This window comes from Bacillus halotolerans, assembly GCF_001517105.1.
In the GTDB taxonomy this organism is placed as follows: Bacteria; Bacillota; Bacilli; order Bacillales; family Bacillaceae; genus Bacillus; species Bacillus halotolerans.
Genome location: NZ_LPVF01000008.1, coordinates 247,691 through 273,309 on the forward strand (window position 1 = coordinate 247,691; position 25,619 = coordinate 273,309).

22 protein-coding genes are annotated in these 25,619 nt (G+C 45.5%); 3 read left to right on the top strand and 19 right to left on the bottom strand.

From position 1 onward, the window contains the following. Positions 1–98 precede the first annotated feature (98 nt). Positions 99–584 carry a stress response protein YvgO gene (gene yvgO, locus AU387_RS03810; protein WP_059334884.1) on the top strand — a complete coding sequence of 162 codons (486 nt, stop codon included), beginning with the start codon at positions 99–101 and terminating at the stop codon, positions 582–584. A 46-nt stretch (positions 585–630) separates the two neighbouring features. Here yvgO and AU387_RS03815 read toward each other — a convergent pair whose 3' ends face one another. From AU387_RS03815 to helD, 4 genes are all read right to left on the bottom strand, one after another. Further along, the gene (locus AU387_RS03815) at positions 631–2,643 is read right to left on the bottom strand and encodes a Na+/H+ antiporter (protein ID WP_044160335.1); all 2,013 of its coding nucleotides are present in this window, start codon (positions 2,641–2,643) and stop codon (positions 631–633) included. Between the two features lie 251 nt (positions 2,644–2,894). Continuing rightward, complete coding sequence (gene cysI / locus AU387_RS03820) at positions 2,895–4,613, bottom strand: assimilatory sulfite reductase (NADPH) hemoprotein subunit (protein ID WP_044159104.1); 1,719 nt, start codon at positions 4,611–4,613, stop codon at positions 2,895–2,897. Positions 4,614–4,638: 25 nt separating this feature from the next. Then, complete coding sequence (locus AU387_RS03825) at positions 4,639–6,456, bottom strand: assimilatory sulfite reductase (NADPH) flavoprotein subunit (RefSeq protein ID WP_059334886.1); 1,818 nt, start codon at positions 6,454–6,456, stop codon at positions 4,639–4,641. 173 nt (positions 6,457–6,629) lie between these two features. Further along, positions 6,630–8,954 (bottom strand): RNA polymerase recycling motor HelD, encoded by a 2,325-nt coding sequence (gene helD / locus AU387_RS03830; RefSeq protein ID WP_059334888.1) that lies wholly within the window; start codon positions 8,952–8,954, stop codon positions 6,630–6,632. 587 nt (positions 8,955–9,541) lie between these two features. Here helD and AU387_RS03835 point away from each other — a divergent pair. Next, positions 9,542–9,976, top strand: coding sequence for a hypothetical protein (locus AU387_RS03835; RefSeq protein WP_059334890.1), 435 nt, complete (start codon positions 9,542–9,544; stop codon positions 9,974–9,976). 100 nt (positions 9,977–10,076) lie between these two features. On the opposite strand, the gene AU387_RS03840 is transcribed toward AU387_RS03835, so the two are convergent. The 7 genes from AU387_RS03840 to csoR all read right to left on the bottom strand — a co-directional run bounded on the left by AU387_RS03840 (position 10,077) and on the right by csoR (position 17,467). Beyond that, positions 10,077–10,688, bottom strand: a complete 612-nt coding sequence (locus AU387_RS03840) for a trimeric intracellular cation channel family protein (RefSeq protein ID WP_044159108.1) — start codon at positions 10,686–10,688, stop codon at positions 10,077–10,079. A gap of 208 nt (positions 10,689–10,896) precedes the next feature. Beyond that, a complete protein-coding gene (locus AU387_RS03845; RefSeq protein ID WP_024122840.1) occupies positions 10,897–11,313 on the bottom strand; it encodes a disulfide oxidoreductase in 417 nt (138 codons plus the stop codon). A 4-nt stretch (positions 11,314–11,317) separates the two neighbouring features. Beyond that, positions 11,318–11,986, bottom strand: coding sequence for a disulfide bond formation protein BdbD (gene bdbD / locus AU387_RS03850; protein WP_059292554.1), 669 nt, complete (start codon positions 11,984–11,986; stop codon positions 11,318–11,320). A gap of 118 nt (positions 11,987–12,104) precedes the next feature. Continuing rightward, positions 12,105–14,216, bottom strand: coding sequence for a heavy metal translocating P-type ATPase (locus AU387_RS03855; protein ID WP_059334892.1), 2,112 nt, complete (start codon positions 14,214–14,216; stop codon positions 12,105–12,107). A 168-nt stretch (positions 14,217–14,384) separates the two neighbouring features. Then, a complete protein-coding gene (gene copA / locus AU387_RS03860; protein WP_059334894.1) occupies positions 14,385–16,796 on the bottom strand; it encodes a copper-exporting P-type ATPase CopA in 2,412 nt (803 codons plus the stop codon). Between the two features lie 83 nt (positions 16,797–16,879). Further along, a complete protein-coding gene (gene copZ, locus AU387_RS03865) occupies positions 16,880–17,089 on the bottom strand; it encodes a copper chaperone CopZ (protein WP_044159112.1) in 210 nt (69 codons plus the stop codon). 75 nt (positions 17,090–17,164) lie between these two features. Then, positions 17,165–17,467 carry a copper-sensing transcriptional repressor CsoR gene (gene csoR, locus AU387_RS03870; RefSeq protein ID WP_024122845.1) on the bottom strand — a complete coding sequence of 101 codons (303 nt, stop codon included), beginning with the start codon at positions 17,465–17,467 and terminating at the stop codon, positions 17,165–17,167. Positions 17,468–17,624: 157 nt separating this feature from the next. On the opposite strand from csoR, the gene AU387_RS03875 reads away from it, so the two are divergent. Continuing rightward, positions 17,625–18,668, top strand: a complete 1,044-nt coding sequence (locus tag AU387_RS03875; RefSeq protein WP_059334895.1) for an oxidoreductase — start codon at positions 17,625–17,627, stop codon at positions 18,666–18,668. Positions 18,669–18,704: 36 nt separating this feature from the next. Here the strand turns inward: AU387_RS03875 and azoRB are convergent, their stop codons facing one another. From azoRB to AU387_RS03915, 8 genes are all read right to left on the bottom strand, one after another. Further along, a complete protein-coding gene (gene azoRB / locus AU387_RS03880; RefSeq protein ID WP_044160338.1) occupies positions 18,705–19,331 on the bottom strand; it encodes an FMN-dependent NADH-azoreductase AzoRB in 627 nt (208 codons plus the stop codon). 163 nt (positions 19,332–19,494) lie between these two features. Further along, on the bottom strand, positions 19,495–21,393 hold the full coding sequence (locus AU387_RS03885) for an FUSC family protein (protein WP_059334897.1): 1,899 nt from the start codon (positions 21,391–21,393) through the stop codon (positions 19,495–19,497). Between the two features lie 135 nt (positions 21,394–21,528). Continuing rightward, positions 21,529–22,185 carry a GntR family transcriptional regulator gene (locus AU387_RS03890; protein ID WP_059334899.1) on the bottom strand — a complete coding sequence of 219 codons (657 nt, stop codon included), beginning with the start codon at positions 22,183–22,185 and terminating at the stop codon, positions 21,529–21,531. Positions 22,186–22,191: 6 nt separating this feature from the next. Next, positions 22,192–23,139 (bottom strand): EamA family transporter, encoded by a 948-nt coding sequence (locus tag AU387_RS03895; protein WP_059334901.1) that lies wholly within the window; start codon positions 23,137–23,139, stop codon positions 22,192–22,194. Positions 23,140–23,232: 93 nt separating this feature from the next. Next, positions 23,233–23,622 carry a YvaD family protein gene (locus AU387_RS03900; protein WP_059334903.1) on the bottom strand — a complete coding sequence of 130 codons (390 nt, stop codon included), beginning with the start codon at positions 23,620–23,622 and terminating at the stop codon, positions 23,233–23,235. 1 nt (position 23,623) lies between these two features. Further along, positions 23,624–23,977 (bottom strand): DMT family transporter, encoded by a 354-nt coding sequence (locus AU387_RS03905; protein WP_024122852.1) that lies wholly within the window; start codon positions 23,975–23,977, stop codon positions 23,624–23,626. Between the two features lie 15 nt (positions 23,978–23,992). Beyond that, positions 23,993–24,547 carry a TetR/AcrR family transcriptional regulator gene (locus AU387_RS03910; RefSeq protein ID WP_059334904.1) on the bottom strand — a complete coding sequence of 185 codons (555 nt, stop codon included), beginning with the start codon at positions 24,545–24,547 and terminating at the stop codon, positions 23,993–23,995. Between the two features lie 113 nt (positions 24,548–24,660). Continuing rightward, a complete protein-coding gene (locus AU387_RS03915; protein ID WP_059334906.1) occupies positions 24,661–25,455 on the bottom strand; it encodes an SDR family NAD(P)-dependent oxidoreductase in 795 nt (264 codons plus the stop codon). Positions 25,456–25,619: the final 164 nt, after the last annotated feature.

A 25,619-nucleotide genomic window follows, 5' to 3' on the forward strand; every position in this document is an offset into this window, starting at 1 on the left:
TACTATTTTTTTCCTATTTTATCAATTATAAGATTATTTAGACAGTGAGCAGGGTAAGCGAATACTGTAGCCCACAAAAACATAGAGGAGGAAACAAATTGAAACGTATTCGTATCCCAATGACTCTTGCACTTGGCGCCGCTTTGACAATTGCCCCTTTGTCCCTTGCCTCTGCTGAGGAAAATCCCGCACCGAAGATCTCACATAAAACAACAGCCGGAACAGCTGCCGCAGAAGTCGGTTTAAACGTCAACCTTGATTTGCTTGGGATTGCCAACCAAATCTCAGATGCCATTAAATCAGCCCAGAACCGGGACGGTTTTGTGAAAAATCTCATGGAGTCTTCCTTCTACGCATCCGGCCAAAAATATAACGTCATGGTTTTTAACTTAAGCCAGGAATATGAAGATCACTTAAATGGTGTGCAGTTTTACGGCTCGGCCGTTTATGACGGCATTACGTACGGCATTTGGGTATTTGAAGACGGAAGTTTCACAAACAAAGGAGACGGCGGCTGGATCAACTGGGCCTTCAGAGGCTGGTTCGACCGAAATGACAACACTGTCGAATTCCATCGCCCCTAACCTATAGAAAAAAGCTGGCGTCCGATGCCAGCTTTTTTTCTTGGAATTATTCGCCGCCTTCTAGCATTGCGGCTTCCACATCATTAATATATTGGCGAAGCTCATGAGAGATGTCCCGGGAAATTTCCCGCTCCTCAAAGAGCGTCTGAATCTCATTTCTGATCGCCTGCACAGCCTTCAGCTTCACTTCCAGCTTCTGATTTTCAAAATGGGCGTTCGATTTATGTTCGTGATGGCTGTGCTCCAATCTGAAAATTAATTGTTTATAAAACGAGATGACAGATAAAAATACTTCCTTATGTTCTTCCGGTATATGCTTTTCCAAATGTCCTATCGCAGCTTTAGCCGTTTTAACCCTAGTTGCTCTCATTAATCCCTCTTCGTTTAAAATCGACATCTCCGGCTTTTTATGTTCTCCGAAGAAAATCCAATACATCAGACGTTTCAGCCTTGATTTTGATAAACCGACTTTAAACGGGTTGGCATACAAAATTTCCAATTCATTAAACCGTTCTTGCAGAGCGTTTGCCGTTTCTTCCGGGATGTCTCCCCGCTCCAGCAGTTTCATCAGTTCTTCCTGCTCGGCTTTAATCCCTTGAGCACGGACTTTCCGTTCATACTTTTTTATGCGGGTTGACGTTGTATATTGCTGAAAACGAAGGTTTTTCATTTTCTCATTGTATTCGGCAATGACCGCAAGAGACGCCGTTTTGTTTGTATCATTCATGTCTTCTTTAATCGTTTTGAGAGCCGTTTTAATCAGTTTGCGTCTCGCCGTCAGCAGCTTCTTATTTTTTTCTTCGTCATCTTCTTCTTTTTCTGTCAGAAGCGGAAGCACGAAGGTGGCAATAACAAGCGTGCATAAAATGACGCCTGCGGCTAAAAAGAGAATCAGATTTCTTTCCGGAAACGGTGTGCCATCCTCCAGGAAATATGGGATGGAGAATGAACCGGCAAGCGTAACCGCTCCCCGCACACCTGAAATGGAAATTAACAATGTAGAACGAAGTCCCGGCTTATAAATGGTTTGATCTTTATTAAAGAACCACTTGCCGTTCCAGAAGAACAGCACCCACAGAAATCTAAGAAGCATTAACGTAAATGTAATGACCAGAATATAGCCGATCACTTTCATGTTGCTGATCGCTGTATCGTTAAAAATCACCGAAATGACATCCGGAATTTGTGTGCCAAGGATGACAAAGACAAGACCGTTTAAAATAAATAAAATAATGTTCCACGTACTCGATGAGACGATTTGCAGCTTCACCATCGTCGATTCGAGACGGTCCTGTTCAACCGCATGCGTAATACCGCCCGCCACAACGGCTAAAATGCCGGAAACACCGATTTCCTCCGCTGCCAAATAAATCACAAAAGGCGTCAGAATTTGAATCAGCATGTGCATCGTGACATCCTGCATGCCAAGGCGGCGCAGGAATAGACGAAAGCGGATAATCAAGAACGAAATGACAACCCCGCACAAAAGGCCGCCAACAGAAATAAACACAAAGCTGACAGCTGCTTGCGCCAGTGAAAATGCCCCGGTAACCGCTGCGGCAATCGCAAATTTAAAGGCGACCAGACCTGATGCATCATTCATCAGCCCTTCCCCTTCAAGCAGGCGCAGAATTCCTTTCGGCATCTTCACCCTTCCTGATAATGCGCTGACAGCGACAACATCAGTCGGTGAAAGAATGGCTGCCAGTCCAAAGGCCGCTGCCAGCGGAATATCAGGAATCATCCAGTGGATCGTGTATCCTCCTACAATCACAGTCGCAAATACAAGGCCAAGTGCAAGCAATAAAATTGGAGCTCTTAAATTCCAAAGCTCCGCCCGAGGCGTCCTCTTTCCATCATTAAATAGAAGAGGCGCAATAAACAAGACGAAAAACAATTCCGTGTTTAATTCAAAATGAAGCCCCTGTGGAAATGAGGCGGCAATAATCCCAAGCGCCACCTGAATCAGAGGCACTGGAATAAGCGGGATAAACCGATTGACAATGTTAGAAATCGCAATAATAGCCAGTAAAACAAGGACGACTAAAAATATGTCCAAATGCATAACCTCCTTAATCTGCTGCATATCTGCATGATGAGTTGATAAATATTTGTCCGAAGAGGCTGAGGCTTGCAAAAGATAAAGGATGGCCTTACATCCAATACTGGATTCCGCAGGAGTCTCCTCCACACTAGTCTTCTTTTATAGTACCCTTTTTAGGGTATTTTTTCTCATGATATGCTCATGGTGAACTTTTTTGCCGCAAAGCAAAATCAAAAAGAGACAGGGGCAATCCCCTGTCTCTCATCTCAATTATGAAAATTCATCCCGTCAGTTGTCGCTTTAATGATACCGGCGCGAATGACGAAATCACCGAAGTGCTCACCTTCCTCGCGTTCTTTCGCATAGCGGGAAAGCAGGACGCGCAGCTCGCTCAAAATGTCTTCTTCTCCGATATTTTCGCGGTACATTTTGCTTAAGCGGCTGCCGTCAAACGCAGCGCCTAGATACATATTATATTTGCCAGGCGCCTTTCCGATAAATCCGATCTCTCCGAGCGCATGGCGGGCGCAGCCGTTCGGACAGCCTGTCATGCGAATGGTAATTTCCTCATCACGAAGACCGTTTTCGTCAATAATCTCATCCACTTTATCTAAAAGAGACGGCAAATAACGTTCTGCTTCAGCCATCGCCAATCCGCAGGTCGGAAGAGCAACACACGCCATAGAGCTGCGGCGCAGCGCTGTATAATGCTTTCCGTCAGTTAACCCGTATTGATCGATTAATGCGTTGATTTCATCCTTTTTCTCGCTTGGAACATTGCCGATAATCAAGTTCTGATTGGCTGTCAGACGGAAATCGCCTGTATGAACTTTAGCAATTTCACGCAAGCCTGTCATCAGCTTATAATCCTCGTAATCCGTCACACGGCCGCCTTCGACAAACAGCGTAAAATGCCATTTATCTTCAATGCCTTCCACCCATCCGTAGCGGTCGCCGTTATGATCAAAATGGTACGGCTTCGCTTCTTCCAGGCTCCAGCCGAGACGGTTTTCCAATTCCTCTTTCACTGTTTCCAAACCGAGGCGGTCAACTGTGTATTTGAAACGGGCATTTTTACGGACGGAACGGTTTCCGTAGTCACGCTGAATCGTAATTGTTTTTTCAGCAACGTCATACATTTGTTCAGGGCGGCAGAACCCAATTACCTTGGCTAACTGCGGATATGTCGCTTTGTCGCCGTGCGTCATTCCCATACCGCCGCCGATTGCCACGTTAAAACCGATGAGCTTGCCATCTTCCACAATCGCAATGAATCCGAGATCCTGCGAAAAGACGTCAATGTCATTTGACGGCGGAACCGCAATACCGATTTTGAATTTCCGCGGCAGGTAAAGCGGCCCGTACATTGGCTCGACTTCTTCTGCGTCAGGCGTGCCGGCCACTCTTTCCTCATCAAGCCAAATTTCATGATACGCTCTTGTTCGAGGCAGGAGATCATCACTTAATTTTTTGGACCATTCGTATACTTCAGAATGGATTTCAGACTGGTAAGGATTCGATGCGCACATCACATTCCGGTTTACGTCTCCGCAAGCCGCGATTGTATCCAGAAGAGCCGAATGGATCGTCTGAATGGTTTTTTTCATGTTCCATTTTAAAATCCCGTGCATCTGGAACGTTTCACGCGTCGTCAGCTTTAGGGTGCCATTACCGTATTTCTGCGAAAGATCATCCATCACGAGCCATTGCTCAGGCGTCGATACGCCGCCCGGCATACGGACGCGCAGCATGAACTGATAAGCCGGTTCAAGCTTTTGCTTTTGGCGTTCATTGCGGAGATCGCGGTCATCCTGCAAATAACTGCCGTGGTGTTTCATCAGGCGGTTGTCATCATCCGGAATTCCCGCACTGATCCGATCCAGCATCACTTCTTTTAGTGTGCCGCGCAAATAATCGCTTTCTTCTTTAATGCGCTCGACGTCACTTGGAGAGCCGTCCGGTGCTTTTAAGATTTTGGTCACCATGTTGAAAAACTCCTTTCAGGTCAAATCAGTATACATCACGCTGATAACGTTTTTGCTGCTGCATATCGGCAAGATAAACTTCCGCTTTTTCACGGGTCATATTGCCTTCTTTTTCTATAATGTCTAAGAGTGTGTTATGGACATCGTGTGCCATGTGCTTTTCATCTCCGCAAATGTAAACAGCCGCTCCTTCTTGAAGCCATTCAAACAGTTCTGCGCTCTGTTCAAGCATGCGGTGCTGCACATACACTTTTTCTTCCGTATCGCGTGAGAACGCTACGTCCATTTTTGTCAGCACGCCGTCTTTCAGCCAATTCTGCCACTCTGTCTGATAAAGGAAATCTGTGACAAAATGCTGATCACCGAAGAACATCCATGCTTTTCCTTCAGCTCCCGTCTCCTCGCGCTCCTGCATAAAGGAACGGAACGGCGCAACGCCTGTCCCAGGGCCGACCATGATAATCGGTGTTTCAGGATCCTTCGGAAGCTTGAAGTTCTGATTATGCTGGACATAAACCGGCAGTGTGTCTCCCGGCTGCAGACGCTCCGCGCATAAAATCGAGCAGACGCCTTTTCGTTCGCGGCCATGCGCGTCGTACCGGACTGCACCAATCGTTAAATGCACTTCATCCGGGTTTGCGGATAAGCTGCTCGCAATTGAATAGAGGCGGGCCGGCATTTTTCGAAGAATGGATACAAACTCCTGCGCCGTTACACTGAACGGGCCATAATCCCGGATCAGATCAAGCAAATCGCGCCCTTCAATATACGCTTTCACTTTACCCTCATCTCCCGGTGCTAAAAGCTCTCTAAGCTCCTCGCTTCCCGTCAAATGAGCAGCCTGTTCAAGAAGCGGCTTTGTGAGAACAGTAATTTCATAATGAGAAATCAGCGCTTCTTTCAGCGGACGGACATCGCCTTGCTTATTCAGCGTCACAATTTCTTCGGGGTCCCAATTCATTTCCTGAAGCAGCAAATCGACAAGTACCGGATCATTTTCCGGATAGACGCCGAGGCTGTCACCAGGTTCATACGTAAGGCCTGATCCTTCAAGAGACAATTCTACATGGCGTGTTTCTTTATTTGATCCGCGGCCGTTTAAATTTAAATTTTCTAACACTTCCGCCCGGAAAGGATTTGTTCTTGAATACGCAGATTCACCAGTTTGAGGCGCTGCGGCCGGCGCAGGCGCCGAGGCGCTTCCGCCCTCGGCTTCACTTAAGCCCTCACATACGCTTTCCAGCCATTCAGCAGCCGGCTCATCATAATCCAAATCACAGTCAACGCGCGGAGAAATTCGTTTTCCGCCAAGCTCTTCCAAGCGCTGATCAAATTCTTTTCCTGTCTGACAGAAGAATTCGTATGAACTGTCACCAAGCGCCAAAACAGAAAAGCGAAGATCATCAAGCTTAGGCGCCCGTCTTCCGTGCAAAAATTCGTGAAACGACAGCGCATTATCAGGCGGCTCACCTTCGCCATGCGTACTGACGACAATCAGAAGATTGTTAATTTTCTTGAGCTGGTTCGGCTTAAAGTCGCTCATGGATGAAACGGTGACTTGAAAGCCTCGCTCCTCAAGCTGCTTGCCGGCGTTCTCTGCAAGCCCTTGTGCGTTTCCCGTCTGTGAACCGTAAAGGACGGTGACTTCTTTTGAAATGGCCGGTGCCGTTACACCCGCAGACACAGCAGCCAGCGCCCCCGATGTTTCCAAGACGGAAACAGATTGCGCTGATAAATAGCCGCTCAGCCAGATTTTCTGAGATTCTGTCAAGGTTGGCAGAAGGCGGTTAAGGAGCTCTGCCTGCTCCTGATTAAACGGACTGTTCATTACCTGAAGTTGCAACGTATCCACCTCACAAAATTGTATAAACTGATCGAAATAGTATCTAATTGAACTTTACCGGAAGACACACCGCAAGTAAAATATATTTACATGATGATAACGATTAAGATTATTAATGATAAAATCCCTTTATCTCATTTAAATGAAGAAAAAGAGAAGGCCTCCCTTCTCTTTCAATCAGCACTCTTATATAAATGAGGGGGCACAGCACTCACAAACGGACTTGGTTCACCGATAGAAGAAACAGTCAGCCCGTGCATGGCCCGGGTGCAGGCAGTGTACAGCAACCTGCGGTCGTGCTCTGTTCTATATTGTTCTTCTGAGGCATCATAGACAAGTACTGCGTCAAACTCAATTCCCTTCGCTAAATAAACCGGAATAACACAGACTCCCTTTTGAAACGTTTGGTTTTCTTTATGAATCAGCCGGATATCGGTATATTCGCTTATTTGAGCGTGTGCCTGTCTTGACTGCTGCGCCGTTTTGCAAATAACAGCAATGGTTTCATGCCCTTTCTTTCTAAGTCGCCCAATTTCTCGCGTAAGCTTTTGACAAAGATCCTCGCGGCCCTCGCTTTTTAACACGCAGGGCATTTCCCCATCTCTGTTAAAAGGCTCAATGTCCGCCCCATCCTGCAGCAGCGCTTTCGTCAATTCCACAATTTGTCTCGTTGATCTGTACGTTCTTTTTAAATGGACACATTCAGCCTGCTCTTTTTCAAAGCCGGCATCCATACGTGCTGCACCGTTTATCGCATGGGCGTAAATAGACTGATTGATATCACCGAGCACCGTTATGCTGGCAGACGGAAAAATACTCCTTATATACGCCATCTGGAATGGAGAATAATCTTGAGCTTCATCGATAAATAGATGTTTGATCTGCGTGCTTTTCTTTCTGCCTTCTAGCAAATCCTGCAAATATAGAAATGGAGACGCGTCCTCGTAGAGCAATTTATTTTCTCCAAATGCCGACCTTGTCAGCTCCCCTATTGCCGCCGTCGCCTCTGTTTGAGCTTTGCTTCCCCAGTCAGAAAACAATTGCAGATACAGTTGTTTGACATCAAGAAACGCCAGCTGCCTGACCGCCTGTTTAATTGGTTTGAAGGCCTTCTTTACAATCATGGCGGCAAGCAGCTGCTGTTCTCTCTGATGATCGTTAAATGTACTCTCACTAAACCGTTTTCTTGCCTGCAGCTTTTTGTACACTTCCAAATATTCCTCTTTGTCGAGAAGCTCGGCTTCCTGAACGACCCAATCCTTTCGCCGTTCCTTTTTCTCCAGCTTGTTAAGCTCACTCAGCAGCCAATTTGCCGTTTGTTCCATCCGGTTCGGAATCGACAGGCTTCGATCAAGCGAGTAAAAATACGCTTGGACTTGTTCCTTTGTGATCAGTTTTTGTCCGCGGAAAACGATATTTTTAAAGATCATACCTTCAGAAGACAGCCTGCTGGCGTATTCATCAATAAATTGCTGAAAAGATAAGCCTGCCTTCCACGTGATTCCGGCAAGCCTTGATTGAAAACTGCCATCTTTTGTTTTGGTCAGGCAATATTCCAGCTGATCAAAGGGGTTTTCACATTGAAACTTGCGGCCAAGCCGATGCTCGATATATTCCTGAAACGTCGCCTGTTCCATATTTTCTTCGCCTAATTCAGGCAAAATAGAGGAGACATAGCTGTTAAACAAAAAGTTTGGGGAAAATAAAACAATTTGTCCGGCATCAATTACACCGCGGTTCCTGTATAACAAATAAGCGACACGCTGGAGCGCTGCTGACGTTTTTCCGCTGCCTGCCGCACCCTGCACAATCAGAAATTTGCTTTTTTCATTTCGGATAATCTGATTTTGTTCTTTTTGAATCGTGGACACGATGTTTTTCATTTGTGTATCAGAGTGATGGCTTAATACCTCTTGCAACATTTCATCGCCGATCGTCATATCAGTATTAAACATCGCTTTGAGAGCGCCGTTTTTAATGATAAACTGGCGCTTCAGCACCATTTCCCCTTCTATCGTTTCGCCGGGAACCTCGTATTCAGCTTTTCCTGGGGAATAATTATAGTAAAGGCTTGATATCGGTGCTCTCCAATCATAAATCAGAAAGTGTTCCTCCTGCTCATCCATACAGGATGCTAAACCGATATAGATCTGCTCCGCCTGTTTCTCGCCGTTTTCAATAAAATCAATCCGGCCGAAATAAGGCGATGCTTTTAATTGATGAATTCGTTTGAGCTGCTGATCCATATGCCGATGATTCCGTTCCCGATCAGACAGCAGCTCTGCCTGCTGCTTCATGCTTGCCATCGTTTCAACCGCTTCATGGATGTCATCAAAGTTAACCGTGACATCCTCCCAGAAGTTTTTTCGTAATCCGATAATATCATGCTTTAATCCGCCCGCGGACGTTTCGAGAAGCCGCTCTTTATTCTCGAGCTCCTGCAGTACATCATCTATTCTTGACTGCTCTTCTTTCCATTCCTTATCATGCTGATTCATGAACGGCACCTCCAGAAAATAGTTGACAAACGAAGAAGAAATAATGTAAAATAGAATTGGATATATATTTAATATATGATAAAAACAGGCAAATACAATTTATAATAGCACATTCACCCAACATCGTTCAAGGTTTGGGTTATTTATATGCATAAAAAAACCGATTTCAACTCGAAATCGGTTTTTTATTTTAAGATTTCACATTCGTCACTGTTGTACGTGCTTTTTTTAGGTTGCGAAGCTTCTCTTTCTTTAGTCTCGATTCCTTATTCCATTCAATCTTCGATATAATATATCTTTTTCATTTTAAAAACATACAGAGCTTTGCCGTGTTTGTCAGTTCATCTCACGTGAAGAGTGATCAAACTGGCTGTATTATCATCCATATAGCAACTAAAATCAATAGCCTTTCATCCTTGCTATCATACCTATAGACGCAGTAAAATAGTCATTTTTCATCCAATTTCGACATATTTCAACAAAATAAAATTTCTAATTTGGGAGATTAGGACGATGTTACATTATTTCTCGCGATTTATGATATGAACATGAAGAAAGAACCAGAATAATCTAGGAGGAAATACTCAGTGAAGAAAAAGCTATATATGATGTTGCTGGCTTTCGTTGTATCCGTAACTAGTTTTACGGCTATTGACCTAGTAAACAACAAAGCGGAAGCTAAAGATTGGATTAAAAAAGGTCAAATATGGAGTACTCATTACCATTCGGGCTCATTTAAAAACTATACTTACTCGCCAACTTTTCATATTTATTATCCAGGGCAAGGAACTTGGGCCAACATTACGGCAAACGGATCAGGCAGCGGGAAAATTACAGCAACTCTGCAACAAAAGACAAATAAAGGCTGGAAAAATGTGAAAACTTTTTATGCAAAGAAAAAAGGCTCTACAAATTTAAGTTACAAACAAGCTTCTAAAAGCTACAAAACAAATTACAGATTCAAATTCACTAACACAGGAACTAAAAAGACCATCAGCTATACATTTTGGGCTACTTATTAATTTCAAACAACTTTTCTCTGCTCGGTCAGCATTTGAAAGGACTTTGATCCAGCTGGCTGCAATAAAAAAACCTCTCCGACATGGATGAGGTTTCTTTTATTTACTGGCTATCTAAGCGAAAATAACGGTTTGGCAGCTTCCAATTAAACATATAAGAACAAACGCGGCATACGACAAGCACAAAAAACAGCGCGTATAAACCGATCGAGTTTCCGGTCCAGCCCAAGCCGACGATTAAACCGCCGAGCGCCGCCCATACCGCATAGATTTCCGCTTTCAGCACGAGCGGCTTGCGCCCGGCAAGCAGGTCGCGAATGATTCCTCCGCCGCTTCCCGTCAGCACCGCAGCCACGATAACGGCACTAAGCGGATGCCCCATTTTGACGGCGTACAGGGCACCTTGAATAGCGAAAGCTGCAAGACCGATCGCATCCGATAAATTTCCCCATTTGTTCCAATGCTTCAGCAACAGCTTCGGAAACAGGAAAACGATCGTGATGGATATCAGAGCGATTTGAAAGTACGCACCCTGCTCCCACAAAGCTGACACAGGAACACCGATCAGCAAATTGCGGATCGCTCCTCCTCCAAAAGCTGTGACAATCCCTAATATATAAACACCTAAAATATCATATTCTTCTTCCATCGCAACAATTGCGCCGCTGACCGCAAACGCAATGATGCCGATCACACTGAGCAGCTCCCAAGCCATTCTGATGACTCCCTTTATATTTGTTAAATTTTCTGACGACCTCTAGATTTTATAACCGCTTCAGCTTAAAATCAATAACATTTTTATGATAAAAAAAAGATAAATGTAGAGGGAAAACAGTAAACGCCGATCAGCATGAGTCTGCCGCTGGCAGTGCCTATCATGTGTACCGTAAAAAAAGCGCCCTGCATTCGCGGGCGCTTTTTTCTTATTCAGATTTTTCGCCTTTTAGAAGGCACATAAAAATGATGATCAGAATAAAAGCAATCAAGGCCAGAAACGGAATGGTCACAAAACCAAACCAGTTAATATATTGACCCGAGCAAGGCACACCGCTTACACATGGCTTGATGCCGCTAAAGCCCGGCACTTTTTGCTCCAGATAATGCATAATCGAAATAAATGCGCCGATAATCGCCATCGGCAGCACATATTTTTTCACGCGTGTGTCACCCTGAAAGGTGGCGATTCCTAAAATCAGAACGAGCGGATACATGAGAATACGCTGGTACCAGCACAGTTCACACGGGATGAACTTTCTGATTTCACTGAAATACAGGCTGCCCAGCATGGCGATAAGAGCAACAACCCAGGAAGCATATAAAAAAACAATTCTATTTTTCATTCGCTTACTTCCCTTTCAGCTCTTTTTCTATCGTTTCTTTAATTTCTTCATAATCCGAAAAATTACTGATCACTTTATCATTAACGTAAATCGTAGGCGTTGCTTTTATGTTCATTTTATGATTAAGGTCAGAATCCTTTTCCACTGCAGAAGCAAATGTTTCTTTATCAAGATTATCCTTCAGCGTATCAGGGTTTACCTTTGTCGTGCTTTTTGCGATATCACCGAGAACCGCTGGCGTTACCCATTCCTGTTCTGTGTCCGGCTGCTTGTCAAACAGCTTTTCATGAAATGCCCAGAAAGAATCAGGATCTTCTTTCCATACTTCCTCTGAGGCAAGAGCCGCTAACGTTGAGCCTTTGCCATGGAACATGACGTTCACGAAAGAAAATTTCACATCGCCCTTGTCAATAAAGTCTTTTTGGATTTTGGGGAAGATGTCGCTATTAAACACCTTGCAAGACGGACATTTATAATCTCCGAATTCCACTACCGTTACCGGTGCATCATCTTTGCCAAGCACAGGCTGGCCTTTGATAGACGGCTGTCCTGACACTGCTTCGTTGCCTTGCTCCGTTTTGTTATTAATGATGACAATTGCTGCTAATAAGACAACAACGACAACCGTAAGGATGACCGCGAATTTCGCAGAAGACTGCTGTTTCTTTTTCACTCCGACACCTCATCGTTTTAAAATTAAAAAAGAAGCGGATCTCAATTGACCCACTTCTTTATTTTAACAAGACAACCGTCTATAAGAAAAGCCCGAAATAGTGAATTCTCTCCGACAATTATCTCATTTTGAGGCGCATCACGCGCATAGCGTTTGCAACAGCAAGAAGCGTAACACCGACATCTGAGAAAACCGCCTCCCACATGGTCGCGAATCCAAACGCTCCGAGTAAGAGGAAAATGGCCTTAACACCTAAAGCAAAGCCGATGTTTTGCCACACGATTCGCCGAGTCCGTTTTGCAATCCGAATCGCTTCCGCTATTTTTGACGGCTGATCTGTCATCAGCACAACATCCGCGGCTTCTACAGCTGCATCTGATCCGAGTCCGCCCATCGCCGCTCCAATATCCGCGCGTGCAAGCACCGGAGTGTCATTAATTCCATCACCGACAAAAATGAGTTTTTCATTCGGGAGCAGCTTCGATTCCAATGCTTCTACCCGCTCCACTTTATCCTCCGGCAGCAGCTCCGTATAAACCTCGTCGAGGCCGAGCTGTTTTCCGACTGTTTCCCCTGTCTGTTTTGAATCGCCCGTCAGCATGACTGTCTGTTTGATACCGAGCGATTTCAAATCTGCGATCGCTTGTTTTGCGTCTTCCTTTACTTCATCTGCTATGATGATCGCCCCGGCATAGCTTTGATCAATAGCCACGTGAACAATTGTACCGGCGTTTTCATCCGGGACGTTCTCAATCTGCTCTCTTTCCATCAGCTTCTTGTTCCCCGCAAGGATTTCTTTTCCGTTCACCTTTGCGAAAATACCGTGCCCGGATATTTCCTCATATGACTCGATTGTGTCCGGGGAAAGCGGCTTTCCATAGGCTTTCCGCACAGATTCTGCAATCGGGTGCTGAGAGTGAAGCTCAGCGTATGCCGCGGCTTCGAGTAACGTCTCCTTCGAAAAACCTTCCGCAGGTTTGATCTCTGTCACTTCAAAGCTGCCTTTTGTCAGTGTGCCTGTTTTATCAAACACAGCGTATTTGACTTGATGTAAGGCTTCTAAGTAATTGCTTCCTTTCACAAGCACCCCGGCCTTCGAAGCTGCGCCGATTCCGCCGAAGAAACCGAGCGGAATGGAGACAACAAGGGCGCACGGGCATGAAATGACTAAGAAAATAAGCGCGCGGTACACCCAATCAGAAAGTAAAGTGCCAGGAATAAACAGCGGCGGGACAAATGCCAGCAGGACGGCGATGATGACGACAGCCGGTGTATAATACTTGGCAAACTTCGTGATAAAGTTTTCAGTCCGCGCTTTGCGGCTGCTCGCATTTTGAACCAAATCTAATATTTTGGATACTGCGGAATCCTGATAGCCTTTTGTTACTTCGATATGCAGAACGCCGTTTTGATTGATAAAGCCGGACATGACTTCTTGTCCTTCTGCCGCTTTTCTTGGGACAGATTCTCCTGTCAGCGCTGATGTATCAACCATCGCCGATCCCTGCACAACCTTTCCGTCCAGCGGTATGCTTTCTCCTGGGTTGACGACAATGATGTCTCCTGTCTGCACGTCCTCCGGAGAAACGGTCTTGATGCCGTCTCCTATTTTTATATTGGCGTAATTCGGCCTGATATCCATTAATGCACTGATCGATTTTCTAGAACGGCTGACCGCAGCTCCTTGAAACAGCTCGCCGATTTGATAAAACAGCATCACAGCAACGCCTTCCGGGTATTGCTGAATCAAAAAAGCGCCGATTGTAGCAAGAGCCATTAAAAAATGTTCATCAAACACTTGTCCGCGGCTGATATTTTTGACCGCTCGAACGACAATGTCTCCTCCGATTATCAAGTAGGCGGCGAAAAATAATAAAAATTCCAGCATTGGGCCGGCATGAATCAAATATGCCGCCGCTCCGAGAAGGACCGCTGCTGCCATTCTGATCAGCATATTGATCATTCTTTTTCGATAACCGTCATCTGCTGATTTCTTTTTATGTTTCGGACGAACTGTTACATGAGGATCAATTGATTTTACTTTTTTCTCGACCTTATTGGTGACCCATTGTTCTTCTTTGCCATCGGCTGAGACAGTCAGTGTGCTTGCTGCAAAGTTAACCGCGCATCCGTCAACACCTTTGATGCCTTTGACGCCATTTTCGATTTTTTGTGCGCAGTTGCTGCAATCCAAACCGTCCAGAACATATTCCCGCGTCACTTGTTTCATTTGTCTCACCTTACCTTCCGATTTAGGGTTCCCTCATCAAAGCATATGAATGAGTGTGAGTATCAAAATTACATATATGAGCATATACTCATATAATAGTTACATCTATTATATGGTGTTTTCCAAGAAAGTGTCAATGAAAAATAAAAACCGGCAAATCACCGGTTTTTATTTTACTTTTTGCAGACGCAGCGCATTCAGAACAACAGATACAGAGCTAAAAGCCATTGCCGCCCCCGCTATCCATGGCGCTAAAAATCCAAGGGCCGCGACTGGTATGCCGAGACTGTTATAGCCAAGCGCCCAGAATAAGTTTTGTTTAATGTTTTTCATCGTAAGTCTGCTCATACGGATGGCGTCCGCAATACTGTTCAGATCGCCGCGAATGAGCGTTATGTCCGCTGTTTCCATCGCGATGTCGGTGCCTGTTCCAATTGCCATCCCGATATCCGCTGTGGCAAGCGCGGGTGCATCGTTGATTCCATCACCGACCATTGCCGTCTGGCGTCCTTCTTTTTGCAGGCGGGAGATTTCCGCTGCCTTTTGCTCAGGAAGGACCTCAGCAATGACGCTGTCAATTCTAGCTTCCTTTGCTATCGCTTCTGCCGTTCTGCGATTGTCCCCTGTCATCATGATGACATCCAGACCCATCTCTTTCAGACGGGTGACTGCCTCCCGCGACGTGTCTTTTATCGTGTCGGCAACCGCTACAAGCCCCGCTGCTGCTCCATCAATGGATACGAGCATCACCGTTTTTCCTTCTCCTTCAAGCTCCTCCATCCGAGGAAGAAAAGCCTCATGCTCAATCCGTTCGCTCTCCATTAACCGTCTTGTGCCGACGAGTATCGTTTTGCCTCCGGCTTCGGCTGAAATACCAGCGCCTACTTTCGCTTCAAAATGGGTCAGTTTCGGTATCTCCAGCCCTTTATCTTTCACACCGGCAACGATCGCTTCGCCGAGCGGGTGTTCCGAGCCCGTTTCAGCTGCTGCTGCGAACCGGAGCAGCTCTGTTTCTTCAAAGCCATCGGCCGGAATGGCATCAGTCAGCTTCGGCTTTCCGTTTGTCACTGTTCCGGTTTTATCGAGAACAATGGTATCAAGGCGATGTGTTTTTTCTAAATGCTCTCCGCCTTTAAAAAGAATGCCGAATTCAGCCGCCCGTCCGGATCCTGCCATAATGCTTGTCGGGGTGGCAAGGCCCAGTGCACATGGACAGGCGATGACGAGAACCGCAATAAACTTGCTGATCGCTTCAGCAAAATCACCTGGAGACGCCCAAAGATACCAAATAAGGAACGTGAGGACGGCGATCCCCAATACAATTGGCACAAAAATGCCGGAGATCTGGTCGGCGAGACGCTGGATCGGCGCTTTTGATCCTTGTGCTTCCTCCACAATTTTGATGATATGAGAAAGCGCTGTTTCTTTCCCGACGTTAACAGCCTTGATTTTCAGGAAACCGTTTGCGTTCACAGTCGCTCCTGTCACGCTGTCACCGGGAGATTTGTCAACGGGAAGACTTTCTCCTGTAATCATGGATTCATCTACAGCCGAGCGGCCTTCCAGCACCTCTCCATCGACAGGAATTCGTTCGCCTGGTTTGACATGAACAACATCACCAACAGCCACTTCATCTATCGGGATGATTTGCTCCTGTCCGTCTCTTACGACCGCAGCTGTTTTGGCTTGCAGCTTCATGAGCTTTTTAATGGCATCTGATGAGCGCCCTTTCGCCTTCGTTTCAAACAGCTTTCCTAACAAAATGAGCGTCAGCAAAATCGCGCTTGTTTCATAGTAAAGGCCGTCAGTATGCCCATGGGAACCGAGGCTTCGAATCGTAAGATAAAGACTGTAAGCATAAGCAGCCGTTGTTCCGAGTGCAACCAATACATCCATATTGGCGCTTTTATTTCTGAGCGCCTTATATGCGCCGACGTAAAACGGCCAGCCGATCAAAAACTGCACCGGGGTCGCAAGGGCAAATTGCATCCACGGATTGAGGAATAAATCCGGCACCCAAATGAACGAAGTAAACGTAAAATGGCTCACCATCGCCCACAGCAAAGGAAATGACAGAATAGCTGAAAAGATCAGTCTCGCTGTTTGCTGCCGTTCTTCTTTCTTTTTAGAAGCAGCGGCTTCGCTATCCTCATCGCCTTTCAGCTTAAGTTGATATCCGAGCTTATCAACGGCTTCTTTAAAATCGCTGACAGCCGCTTCTTTTGGGTTGTATTCAACTGTTACAGTTTCTAACGCAAAGTTCACCGGAGCATTTGTAACGCCTTCTAATTTGCTAAGCCTCTTTTCAATCCGATTGGCGCATGCCGCACAGGTCATGCCCTCGATATCAAACTCAGCTTTTTCCGTTACGACGTGATAACCCAGTTTTTCTATTTTTTCTTGGATTGCTTCTGTTCCTGTTTCAGCAGGGTCATAGGTGACATTTGACGTTTCCGTCGCCAGATTCACATTGGCATCCGTGACACCAGGCATCCGCTTCAGGCCTTTTTCAATTCTTGCGGCACACGCCGCACAAGTCATACCAGATACTTGCATCGCAATTTCCTTTTGCTCACTCAATACACTCACTCCTTTATATACACCCGGGGGGTATATAAAAATGAAAGAAATATCGCGCCTTGATGAAGGCGCGATACCGTGAATCAGTTGGCTACATCATAACCTTGGTCTTCTATCGCATCCGTAATGTCTTTGACTGACACTTTGCCGGCATCAAACGTGACATCAACTTTCCCCGCTTCAAGATTGACATGAACAGCACTAACTCCGTCAAGCTCTCCCACACTCGTTTCAACTGCTTTGACGCAGTGCTGACAAGACATGCCTTCAACTTGCAATGTTTTTTGTTCCATATGAATTCCTCCTGTTTATTCGATCTGTTTTCATCCTACCATACCCCCGTAGGGTATTACAATAATAAAACATCATTATTTCGCTAATTTTTTAAATACGTCTAATAGCTCCGAGATGGCTTGATCCCCGTCTCCGCTTTTGATGGCGTCTGCTACGCAATGATGGGCGTGATCTTCAAGCAAGTGGAGAGCCACTTTTTGCATTGCCGCCTGAACAGCTGAAATCTGCACTAGAATGTCAACACAATATCGATCGTTTTCCACCATATTTTGAATGCCTCTGACCTGGCCTTCTATCCGTTTCAATCGGTTTGTAATTTGATCCTTTTCTTTCGAGCTTTTATGGTTTAATGCTTTATGTTCATTATGCTTCTCCATGCGCACACCTCTGTTTCATATATTAATTCCCATTATACTGATTGTCCAAACCGTTGTCTAAGCTTGCGGCGGCAAAAAAATTCACTATGCAGGTTTTACCATTTGAAGATAAGGGTATATACCTTTATCAATGCACTTTTAAAAGGGGAGAAGAAAAGTGAATACGATACAGGTAGGGATATTAGGGTATGGACTGTCAGGCTCGGTCTTTCACGCGCCGCTGCTTGCCGTTCTGGATGAGTATCATATCAGCAAGGTGATGACATCGCGAACGGAAGAGGTGAAGCGTGATTTCCCTGATGCCGAGGTAGTGCATGAGCTTGAGGAGATGACAAATGATCCGGCAATTGACCTTGTCATCGTCACCACTCCGAGCGGCCTCCACTACGAATACGCATTGGCATGCATTCAGGCGGGCAAACATGTCGTTATTGAAAAACCGATGACAGCCACTGCTGAAGAAGGGGAGAAATTAAAAAAAGCGGCCGACGAACGAGGCGTCTTGTTAAGCGTATATCATAACAGGCGATGGGATAATGACTTTTTAACAATTAAGAAACTCATTGATGACGGGTCTCTAGAAGATATTAATACATATCAGATCTCCTATGACCGATACAAACCTGAGGTTCAAGCAAAATGGCGGGAAAAAGAAGGTGCTGCCACCGGTACGCTGTATGATCTCGGCTCTCATATCATAGACCAGGCACTGCATTTATTCGGCATGCCTAAAGCTGTAACCGCAAAAGTCATGGCTCAAAGAGAACATGCTGAAACCGTTGATTATTTTCATCTGACAATGGATTACGGCAAGCTCCAAGCCATTCTATATGGCGGATCAATCGCCCCGGCAAACGGTCCGCGTTATCAAATTCACGGACAGCAATCAAGCTTTATCAAATATGGGATCGACGGACAGGAGGATGCCCTCAGAGCCGGGAAAAAACCGGAGGATGACAGCTGGGGTGCGGATGATCCTGAGTCTTACGGTCAGCTGACAACTGTTCATGGCGAGAACAAAAAAACAGAAACCATTCCATCAGTTAACGGCTCTTACCTTACCTATTACCGCAAAATAGCAGACAGCATACGCGAAGGCGCGCCGCTGCCTGTCACAGCTGAAGAGGGAATTGATGTCATCCGGATCATTGAAGCGGCTTTGAAAAGCAGTGAAGAGAAACGGACCATTTCGTTAGAATAATAAATAAAGCCTCCCTTTATACGGGGAGGCTTTTCATTAGAATGTTTTTCCTGCTTCTTTTGCACGGGCAATCGCATCTTCTTTGATTTGCTGTGCTTTGTCAGGCTCTGCATTATGACCCTCTACGAAAATGCCATCGAAGGATGGAACGCCGAAGAAGTTCATCATGATGCCAATGTAACGGTGGCCCATTTCCATTTCAGCCGCAGGGCCTTCTGAATAATAGCCGCCGCGCGCTTGAATGTGAATCGCTTTTTTATCAGTTAACAAGCCGATAGGACCTTGTTCAGTATATTTAAAAGATTTTCCTGCTACTGCAACTGAATCAAGGTACGCTTTCATCACCGGCGGGAATGAGAAGTTCCATAATGGTGTGACGAACACATATTTATCAGCAGATGCAAATTGATCGCTAAGCTCTCCTAAACGGCCCACTTTCGCTTTTTCGTTCTCAGAAAGTGCATCGCCGGACTGGAGTTTGCCCCAGCCGCTGAATACATCAGCATCAATGTGAGGAATGTTTTCTTTGTACAAGTCGATATGTACAACTTCATCCTTTGGATTTGCTTCTTTGTATGATTCGATGAACGCTTTACCGGTTGCCATGCTGTAAGAAGTCGCTTCATCATGCGGGTGAGCAGTGATATACAATACTTTTGCCATTTTTACCAGCCCTTTCAATTTTAAAATTATACATCCGTTATTATCATTCAGACGCGTCATGATTATTCTTTATCTCTTAAACCTTATTATAGGTGCAATAAAAATTGCTTTCAAGTAAAATATCTCGAATTAAAGATTTTTTTAAAAAACCAGTACGAACAGCTTACTTTTCATAAGCTGTTCGCAAACCTGTATACAATGTGTAGAGCTCCCCGCTGATTCGCGGATAATACGGAAAACGCGGCACTTCTATAACAGCGGGCGGCATTTTCATCAATACTGATTGCTCGGCCTGTTCAAAAAACGCTCTCAATTGGTTTATTTCTTCTTCAGAAACCGGAGAGGGCGGTCGGTGATGGGCTTGAGCCGAGAGCAAATAATAACCTAAGTGCTGTATTCCAGAGATCGCCGGCCACAGCGTATCCGCTTTTGCTTTTGGAAAATCTCCAAGTGCTTTATCATATGCATCCCGAAGCCTGACTAAGCCCACTCTAAGCTGATGTCCGTCTATTTGCTGTCCGGCTAACAGTTTCTCCATAAACTCCCCTTCCAGCCTGATCACTTCCCTCATGTATTCAGGCAGGCGTTTTGCCGAAAAACGTCTCCACAAAAGCATCGTTCCCACTAGGCCAATTATGCTGCCGACAGCCACATCGGTCAGCCTCGCCGCTATAAAATAACCAGCCCCCAAGCCGCCATGCATGCTTTCTGTGATGACAAGCGCGTTTGCGGTCAGAAAAGGAACGGCCAAAGCATAATTGCGGACAATCAGCATTTCAAGAAGGAATTGAAGCATTGTGATGCATAAAGCGATATACACGCCGGATGGCTTAAAGAACAGGATCGCCCCTGCCAGCATCACTCCAATTACGGTTCCTGCCGAACGCTGAATGGCTCTTTGCAGCGTAAAGACAACAGTCGTGCCCAGCATCACCGCCGCTGCCGAGAGCGGAATCCAGTAAGAGCGGTGAAAACCGAAGGCATTGGCAAACAAAGCCGCCCCAAACAGCACAATCCCATACTTTAATGCCCGAATCAAAACAGGTGACTCCCAGTCAAAGGCATTTCTCAGAAAGTAATAGGAGGATGGCAGCCGGCTTGGCTCCGCGTCCGATGGATCATCATTCCGCCGTGAAGCGATACTCAACACCTCGTTGATTTCTTCATACAGCTTCCGGGCTGGCTCCGCTTCATCCTCCTGAATAGGAAACGCATCGGAAACACGAGATTGCCCCAGCATGTCGGCAGTTTGGCGAAGTGCCTTTGCGATCTGCGCCTTATCTGCGTTTGGTGTTTCGGCAGAAAAATGAATGATTGAGATGAAGAGATCGTCCGCTTTTTCCAGCAAGCGGATAAAACGTTCATCATGAGGCGATTTTCTCCATCTATTCCCTTTGCCGAGCACCGTTTGACGGGCTGTTCTCAGCATCAGCACGGTCTGATGCTGCGCGTTATGAAAATCAGGAGTTCCGACATCGGAAAGGCAGGATGCAAGCTGGCGGTATGTTCTTTTCAGCACTGTATTTTCCGGTCCATGCCTGTTATTGATCCAGCCAATCAAGGCGATTCCTGTGGCGAAAAGCCCGCCGGCAAATGTCAGTCCCGCTCTGAACAGAGCTTCTGAAGGATCTGCCGGCAAACCCGAGCTCACCAAAAAGGCAAGGACAAAAAACATCGGTGCCGGCCCTTGTATCCCAAGCGCGCCAAAAATAAACATTGCAGCTGCCCCGATAAGCCCCAGAACAGCCGCCATGCTCCAGAAAGTCCCTGCCAAAAGCGTCCCTAATCCAAACGATGCGGCGATCCCCATTGAAACTAACAGCAGCTTCAGAATACGTTTCGTATACGATTCCCCGCCTGCATATAAAAAAACAAAACCGCCGATGCTAGCGGTCAAACCGAAATCCGTGTGTCCCGACAATGCGCCGACAAACACAGGAAATCCTGAAGCGATGCCTGACCCGATTGCCTTTTTCCATGGGAAAGGGGTTGCATGAATGCGAAAGGCATCCTTGACAACACTTGGCACTGTTCTTCGATTTTGATCAGAAGACTTGTTCATATTACATAACCCTCTTTAACGACATGATGTTGGTCTCTTCCCGTTTATTCGCCATAGTATGCCCAGAAACAGACTCATCTTCTCATTGGATATGCTCTCATTAAAAAAGACAGAGACATATCTTCTCTGCCTTCATTACACAAGTTTTTTCGCAATGTCATGCATTGGTTTAATCCAGTTGCTGTATGTCAGCTCAGCCGCCTTTTTCCGGTCTTTCTCCTTATATGCCTGAATGATTTGGTTATGTTCTTCAATTGAATTCTGCGGAGACTTGAAAAAAAGGTACTCAAGCCGAAGAATATGCATGTGAAGAACTGAGGTAAAATTGCGGATATATTCATTATCAGCCGCCTCAATGATCACATCATGAAACGCTTTATCAATGCCAAGCACTTCATAGATTTCGTTTCGGTCAATTGCCGCTTTCATTTCGTGATTGATGGCTGTCAGCTGCTCTATATGAGACGATTGAATGTTTTCAATTGCCAATTCGGCAGCGGCGGACTGGAGAGACGCCATCGGCGGATAGACTTTGAAGACATCATTTTTTTCAATCTGTGAAATTCTTGTTTCTTTCCCCGGAGACATTTCAACAAACCCCTGCATCTCTAATAATTGCAAAGCCTCTCTGACCGGTGTTCTGCTGACGCCTAGCGCTTTAGCCAACGCATCGTCATTCAATTTTTCTCCGGGCACAAGCACTCCTTCCACGATCCACTTTTGAATTTGCTCAAAAGCAAGCTTTTTGGCAGTCTGCCGTTTCGGCTTCGGGGCATTTGACGGTATCGGCACAAAGCATCACCTCTGAATATGGGTTTGGTTTTTTAATGCTGCCGTTTTGCCGGCACTTTTCTTCTGTGAAAGGACAAAAATCATGACTAAAATGCATGCCGCTCCTGCTGCTTGAAACAACCCAAAGGACACGCCAAGCCACAGAATTGAAGACGCGACTGCGGCAACCGGCTCAGTGCATCCCAGCATGCTCGCTTCTTGCGGGAATAAATATTTCAAACTTTCTAGGTACATGCAGAATCCCAATAACGTTCCGAAAATAACAATAAAAGCGACCGATGCAATTCCAGAAACCGTCCAGCCTTCTGCCTGTACAGCCCAAGGCGGATGAATAAAACTCATGCCGACGCCCCCGATCAGCATCCCCCAGCCAATGACGAGAGCCGACCCCCATGCTTTCAAAAGAGAACTGGAATACAGCGTATAGAAGGCAAGCGCGCCAGCAGAAAGAAGACCCCATACAACAGATAAAGGAGAAACTGTTAAATTGCTGATGTTTCCATTTGTCAGCAGCAAAAAAGTGCCTGATAAAGCCAATAATAGCCCAAAAAAATCGGAAAACTGAAATGAATTCTTTTGGGTCAGAAGCAAATACAGCATAATCAGAACAGGCGCTAAGTATTGAAGCAGCGTGGCCACCGCTGCGTTTCCGGTTCCGATTGAAGCTAAAAATGTATACTGAACACCCAGCATGCCGGCAATCCCGAAAACAATAAGCTGGACAGCCGCTTTTTTATCTTTCCATATGCCCCAAACTGCCCTCCTGTTTTTACCGGCGGACACAATAATCAGCACCAACAGGCCTGATAACAGTAAACGTACCGTTACAAGCCACTCCACCGATACATCACTCGTTTCAAATAAATGCTGGGCAACCGTTCCCGATAATCCCCAAAAAGCAGCTCCGACAATCACCATTAAAAAGCTGTACAACCGTTGTTTCTGAGTCGCCAACGTATATCCTCCCGACATGTAATATGCAATATATTACATATTATATCGTTTTATTTTTCGGAAAACAAAGTGTTTTCAAAAAATAAAACAGTGCTACTCGCACTGCTTAGATAAAAGTCTGTGAATAAAAAATAAAGGATAAATCAAAAGGTATCCATTAAACAGCCACCATGCAAGATCAAAATCCCCGCTAAATGTCCAGAATGATAAAGCCTGAAGGCCTGAACAGAAGGTCAGCACAAGAGAAATCTGCGCCATCTGCCTCCATATTGCTCTTTTGATGCGCTGCAAATACAAGCTGTACAAACCAGTAATGGAGATTAAAATATCCAATGGAAAAAAGGACCAATTCCAGGCGATCATAAACGGGTCTTGATAATGTTTAAAGGCCCAGCTTTCCGGCATTAATGAAAAGCCGGCAGACAGCCAGTACAATATAAAACCGACATCCGTCACGAGAAAGAACAGTTTCATCACTCTCATGTTACTGCTCACTTTTATGTACCGTTTGAGGCTCCGCCCCTTGATCGATCAGGTTTAAAGATACTACACCGGCAATAATCAGCCCGATTGAAATCAGTTTCATGACACTTATATTCTCTTGAAAATACAAAAACCCGACAACTGTGATCAGGACAATGCCCATCCCCGACCAGACAGCGTAAGCAACAGATACATCGATAGATTTGAGCGTAAGCGTCAGAAAGAAAAGACTCCCGCCATAAAAAAACATCAATAGCACACTCGGCAGAAGCTTTGTGAAACCCGCTGAAAGCTTCATACTGACCGTACCGGCAACTTCAAATAAAATGGCCAAACATAAAAACATCCACTGCACGCGCCACCAGCCTCCTCATTTTTCTGTTATCCCGTTACATAATACATCTACGATTGATTCAAGAACCTCTCCTGTCGTGTACTGATGTTTGAGCGGATAATCAGGATCATACACTTGGTTGATGCTTCCTATATACATTTGAACCAATAAATCAATGTTGATATTTCTAATCTTCTTTTGCTCCCTGCACTCGTTTAACAATCCAATAACAACTGACCATTCTTCCTTCATAAACGTGTCTAATTTGAGCCACGCATCGTAATGGGATTTCTTCAGCTCTTGTAATAACCCCATATTCAGCAGATCCAATTCCTTTGGAAGACCGATCAGCATTTGCTTCACCTTTTCAAGCGCATCTAGGGTCTCATCTTCATAGATGCTCTTTTCCATTTGCTTCATCTCCGCGATAAACTGCGCCACGACGGCCTCCGCAAGCTGATCTTTCGACGGGTAATGCGCATAAAGCGTCCGCTTGCTTGTTCCAAGCGCTCCCGCCAGATCGTTCATTGTAAATGAAAAACCTTTCTGTCTGATCAGGCGAATGGTTTCCGCCAATATTCTTTTTTCCAAATCCATCACCTCGCTTTCGGTACTATAAAAACTTTTATGGTACCAAAATTATACGTCAGCAGGTTCTGGAAATCAATACAATAAAAAAACCTCTTCCCAGAGGGAGAGGTTTACTAAAAGACGCTGCGGACCAAACCGCCGTCCGCCCGAAGTGCCGCGCCATTAATCGCGGAAGACAGCGGGCTGCTTAGGAATGTAACAAAGTGAGCGATTTCTTCCGGCCGGATCAGCCTTTGGATAATTGAAGTCGGACGGTTTTCCTTCATAAAACGGGCCTCAGCTTCTTGAACAGTCAGGTTTTCACCAGGATAAAGAGAGTTCAGCATTGTTTCCACTCCCTCTGTTAAGGTTGAACCCGGCATGACTGTATTTACCGTTACATTTGTGCCGGTTGCCAGCTCCGCCAAGCTGCGGGAAATGGAAAGCTGCATCGTTTTCGTCGCGCTGTAATGGGCCATTTCCTGAGAAGGCATGATTGCCGCTTCACTGGCAATAAAAATCACCCGGCCTTCTTTCTTCTCTATCATTTTGTGTAAATACTTGCGTGTGAGCCTCACACCGCTCATAATATTCACTTCAAAAAATCGGAACCACTCATCATCGGGGATATCAAAATACTCTGCCGGTTCAAAAATCCCTAAATTATTGACCAAAATATCAACCTGCGGATATGCCTGAAACAGATCATTGCAGCCTTCTTCGGTTCCAAGATCAAATGCGGCCGGATAAAACACAGCCTCTGCATGCTGTGTTTTCAAATCGTCTATCGTCTGATTCACTTTTTCTTCCCGGCGGCCGTTAATGATAACCGCCGCGCCTTCTTCCGCTAACGAAGCGGCAATCGCTTTGCCGATCCCCGACGTTGAGCCGGTCACCAGTGCGGTTTTGTCATGTAAATTCAATTTCATTCGTTCATCCCTCCGTTTTTGTTTCCTCTTATTTATTAACAGAAATGCGATTGGTAAAACATCTGCTGTAAAACCAGTATGAAACAGCTGGGATTCAGATGGAAGTACGCACTTTTTGGTGCCTGTTATACGAAAAAAATTGAAGCAGAACCTGTAAAAGGTAC

What these genes read in the sequence shown, in the direction of transcription:
- cysI (WP_044159104.1), bottom strand. Translation starts at nt 4,613, where the DNA reads ATGGTGACCAAAATCTTAAAAGCACCGGACGGCTCTCCAAGTGACGTC.
- helD (WP_059334888.1), bottom strand. Translation starts at nt 8,954, where the DNA reads ATGAATCAGCATGATAAGGAATGGAAAGAAGAGCAGTCAAGAATAGAT.
- AU387_RS03840 (WP_044159108.1), bottom strand. Translation starts at nt 10,688, where the DNA reads ATGGCTTGGGAGCTGCTCAGTGTGATCGGCATCATTGCGTTTGCGGTC.
- AU387_RS03845 (WP_024122840.1), bottom strand. Translation starts at nt 11,313, where the DNA reads ATGAAAAATAGAATTGTTTTTTTATATGCTTCCTGGGTTGTTGCTCTT.
- AU387_RS03855 (WP_059334892.1), bottom strand. Translation starts at nt 14,216, where the DNA reads ATGAAACAAGTGACGCGGGAATATGTTCTGGACGGTTTGGATTGCAGC.
- copZ (WP_044159112.1), bottom strand. Translation starts at nt 17,089, where the DNA reads ATGGAACAAAAAACATTGCAAGTTGAAGGCATGTCTTGTCAGCACTGC.
- csoR (WP_024122845.1), bottom strand. Translation starts at nt 17,467, where the DNA reads ATGGAGAAGCATAATGAACATAAAGCATTAAACCATAAAAGCTCGAAA.
- azoRB (WP_044160338.1), bottom strand. Translation starts at nt 19,331, where the DNA reads ATGGCAAAAGTATTGTATATCACTGCTCACCCGCATGATGAAGCGACT.
- AU387_RS03885 (WP_059334897.1), bottom strand. Translation starts at nt 21,393, where the DNA reads ATGAACAAGTCTTCTGATCAAAATCGAAGAACAGTGCCAAGTGTTGTC.
- AU387_RS03900 (WP_059334903.1), bottom strand. Translation starts at nt 23,622, where the DNA reads ATGAGAGTGATGAAACTGTTCTTTCTCGTGACGGATGTCGGTTTTATA.
- AU387_RS03915 (WP_059334906.1), bottom strand. Translation starts at nt 25,455, where the DNA reads ATGAAATTGAATTTACATGACAAAACCGCACTGGTGACCGGCTCAACG.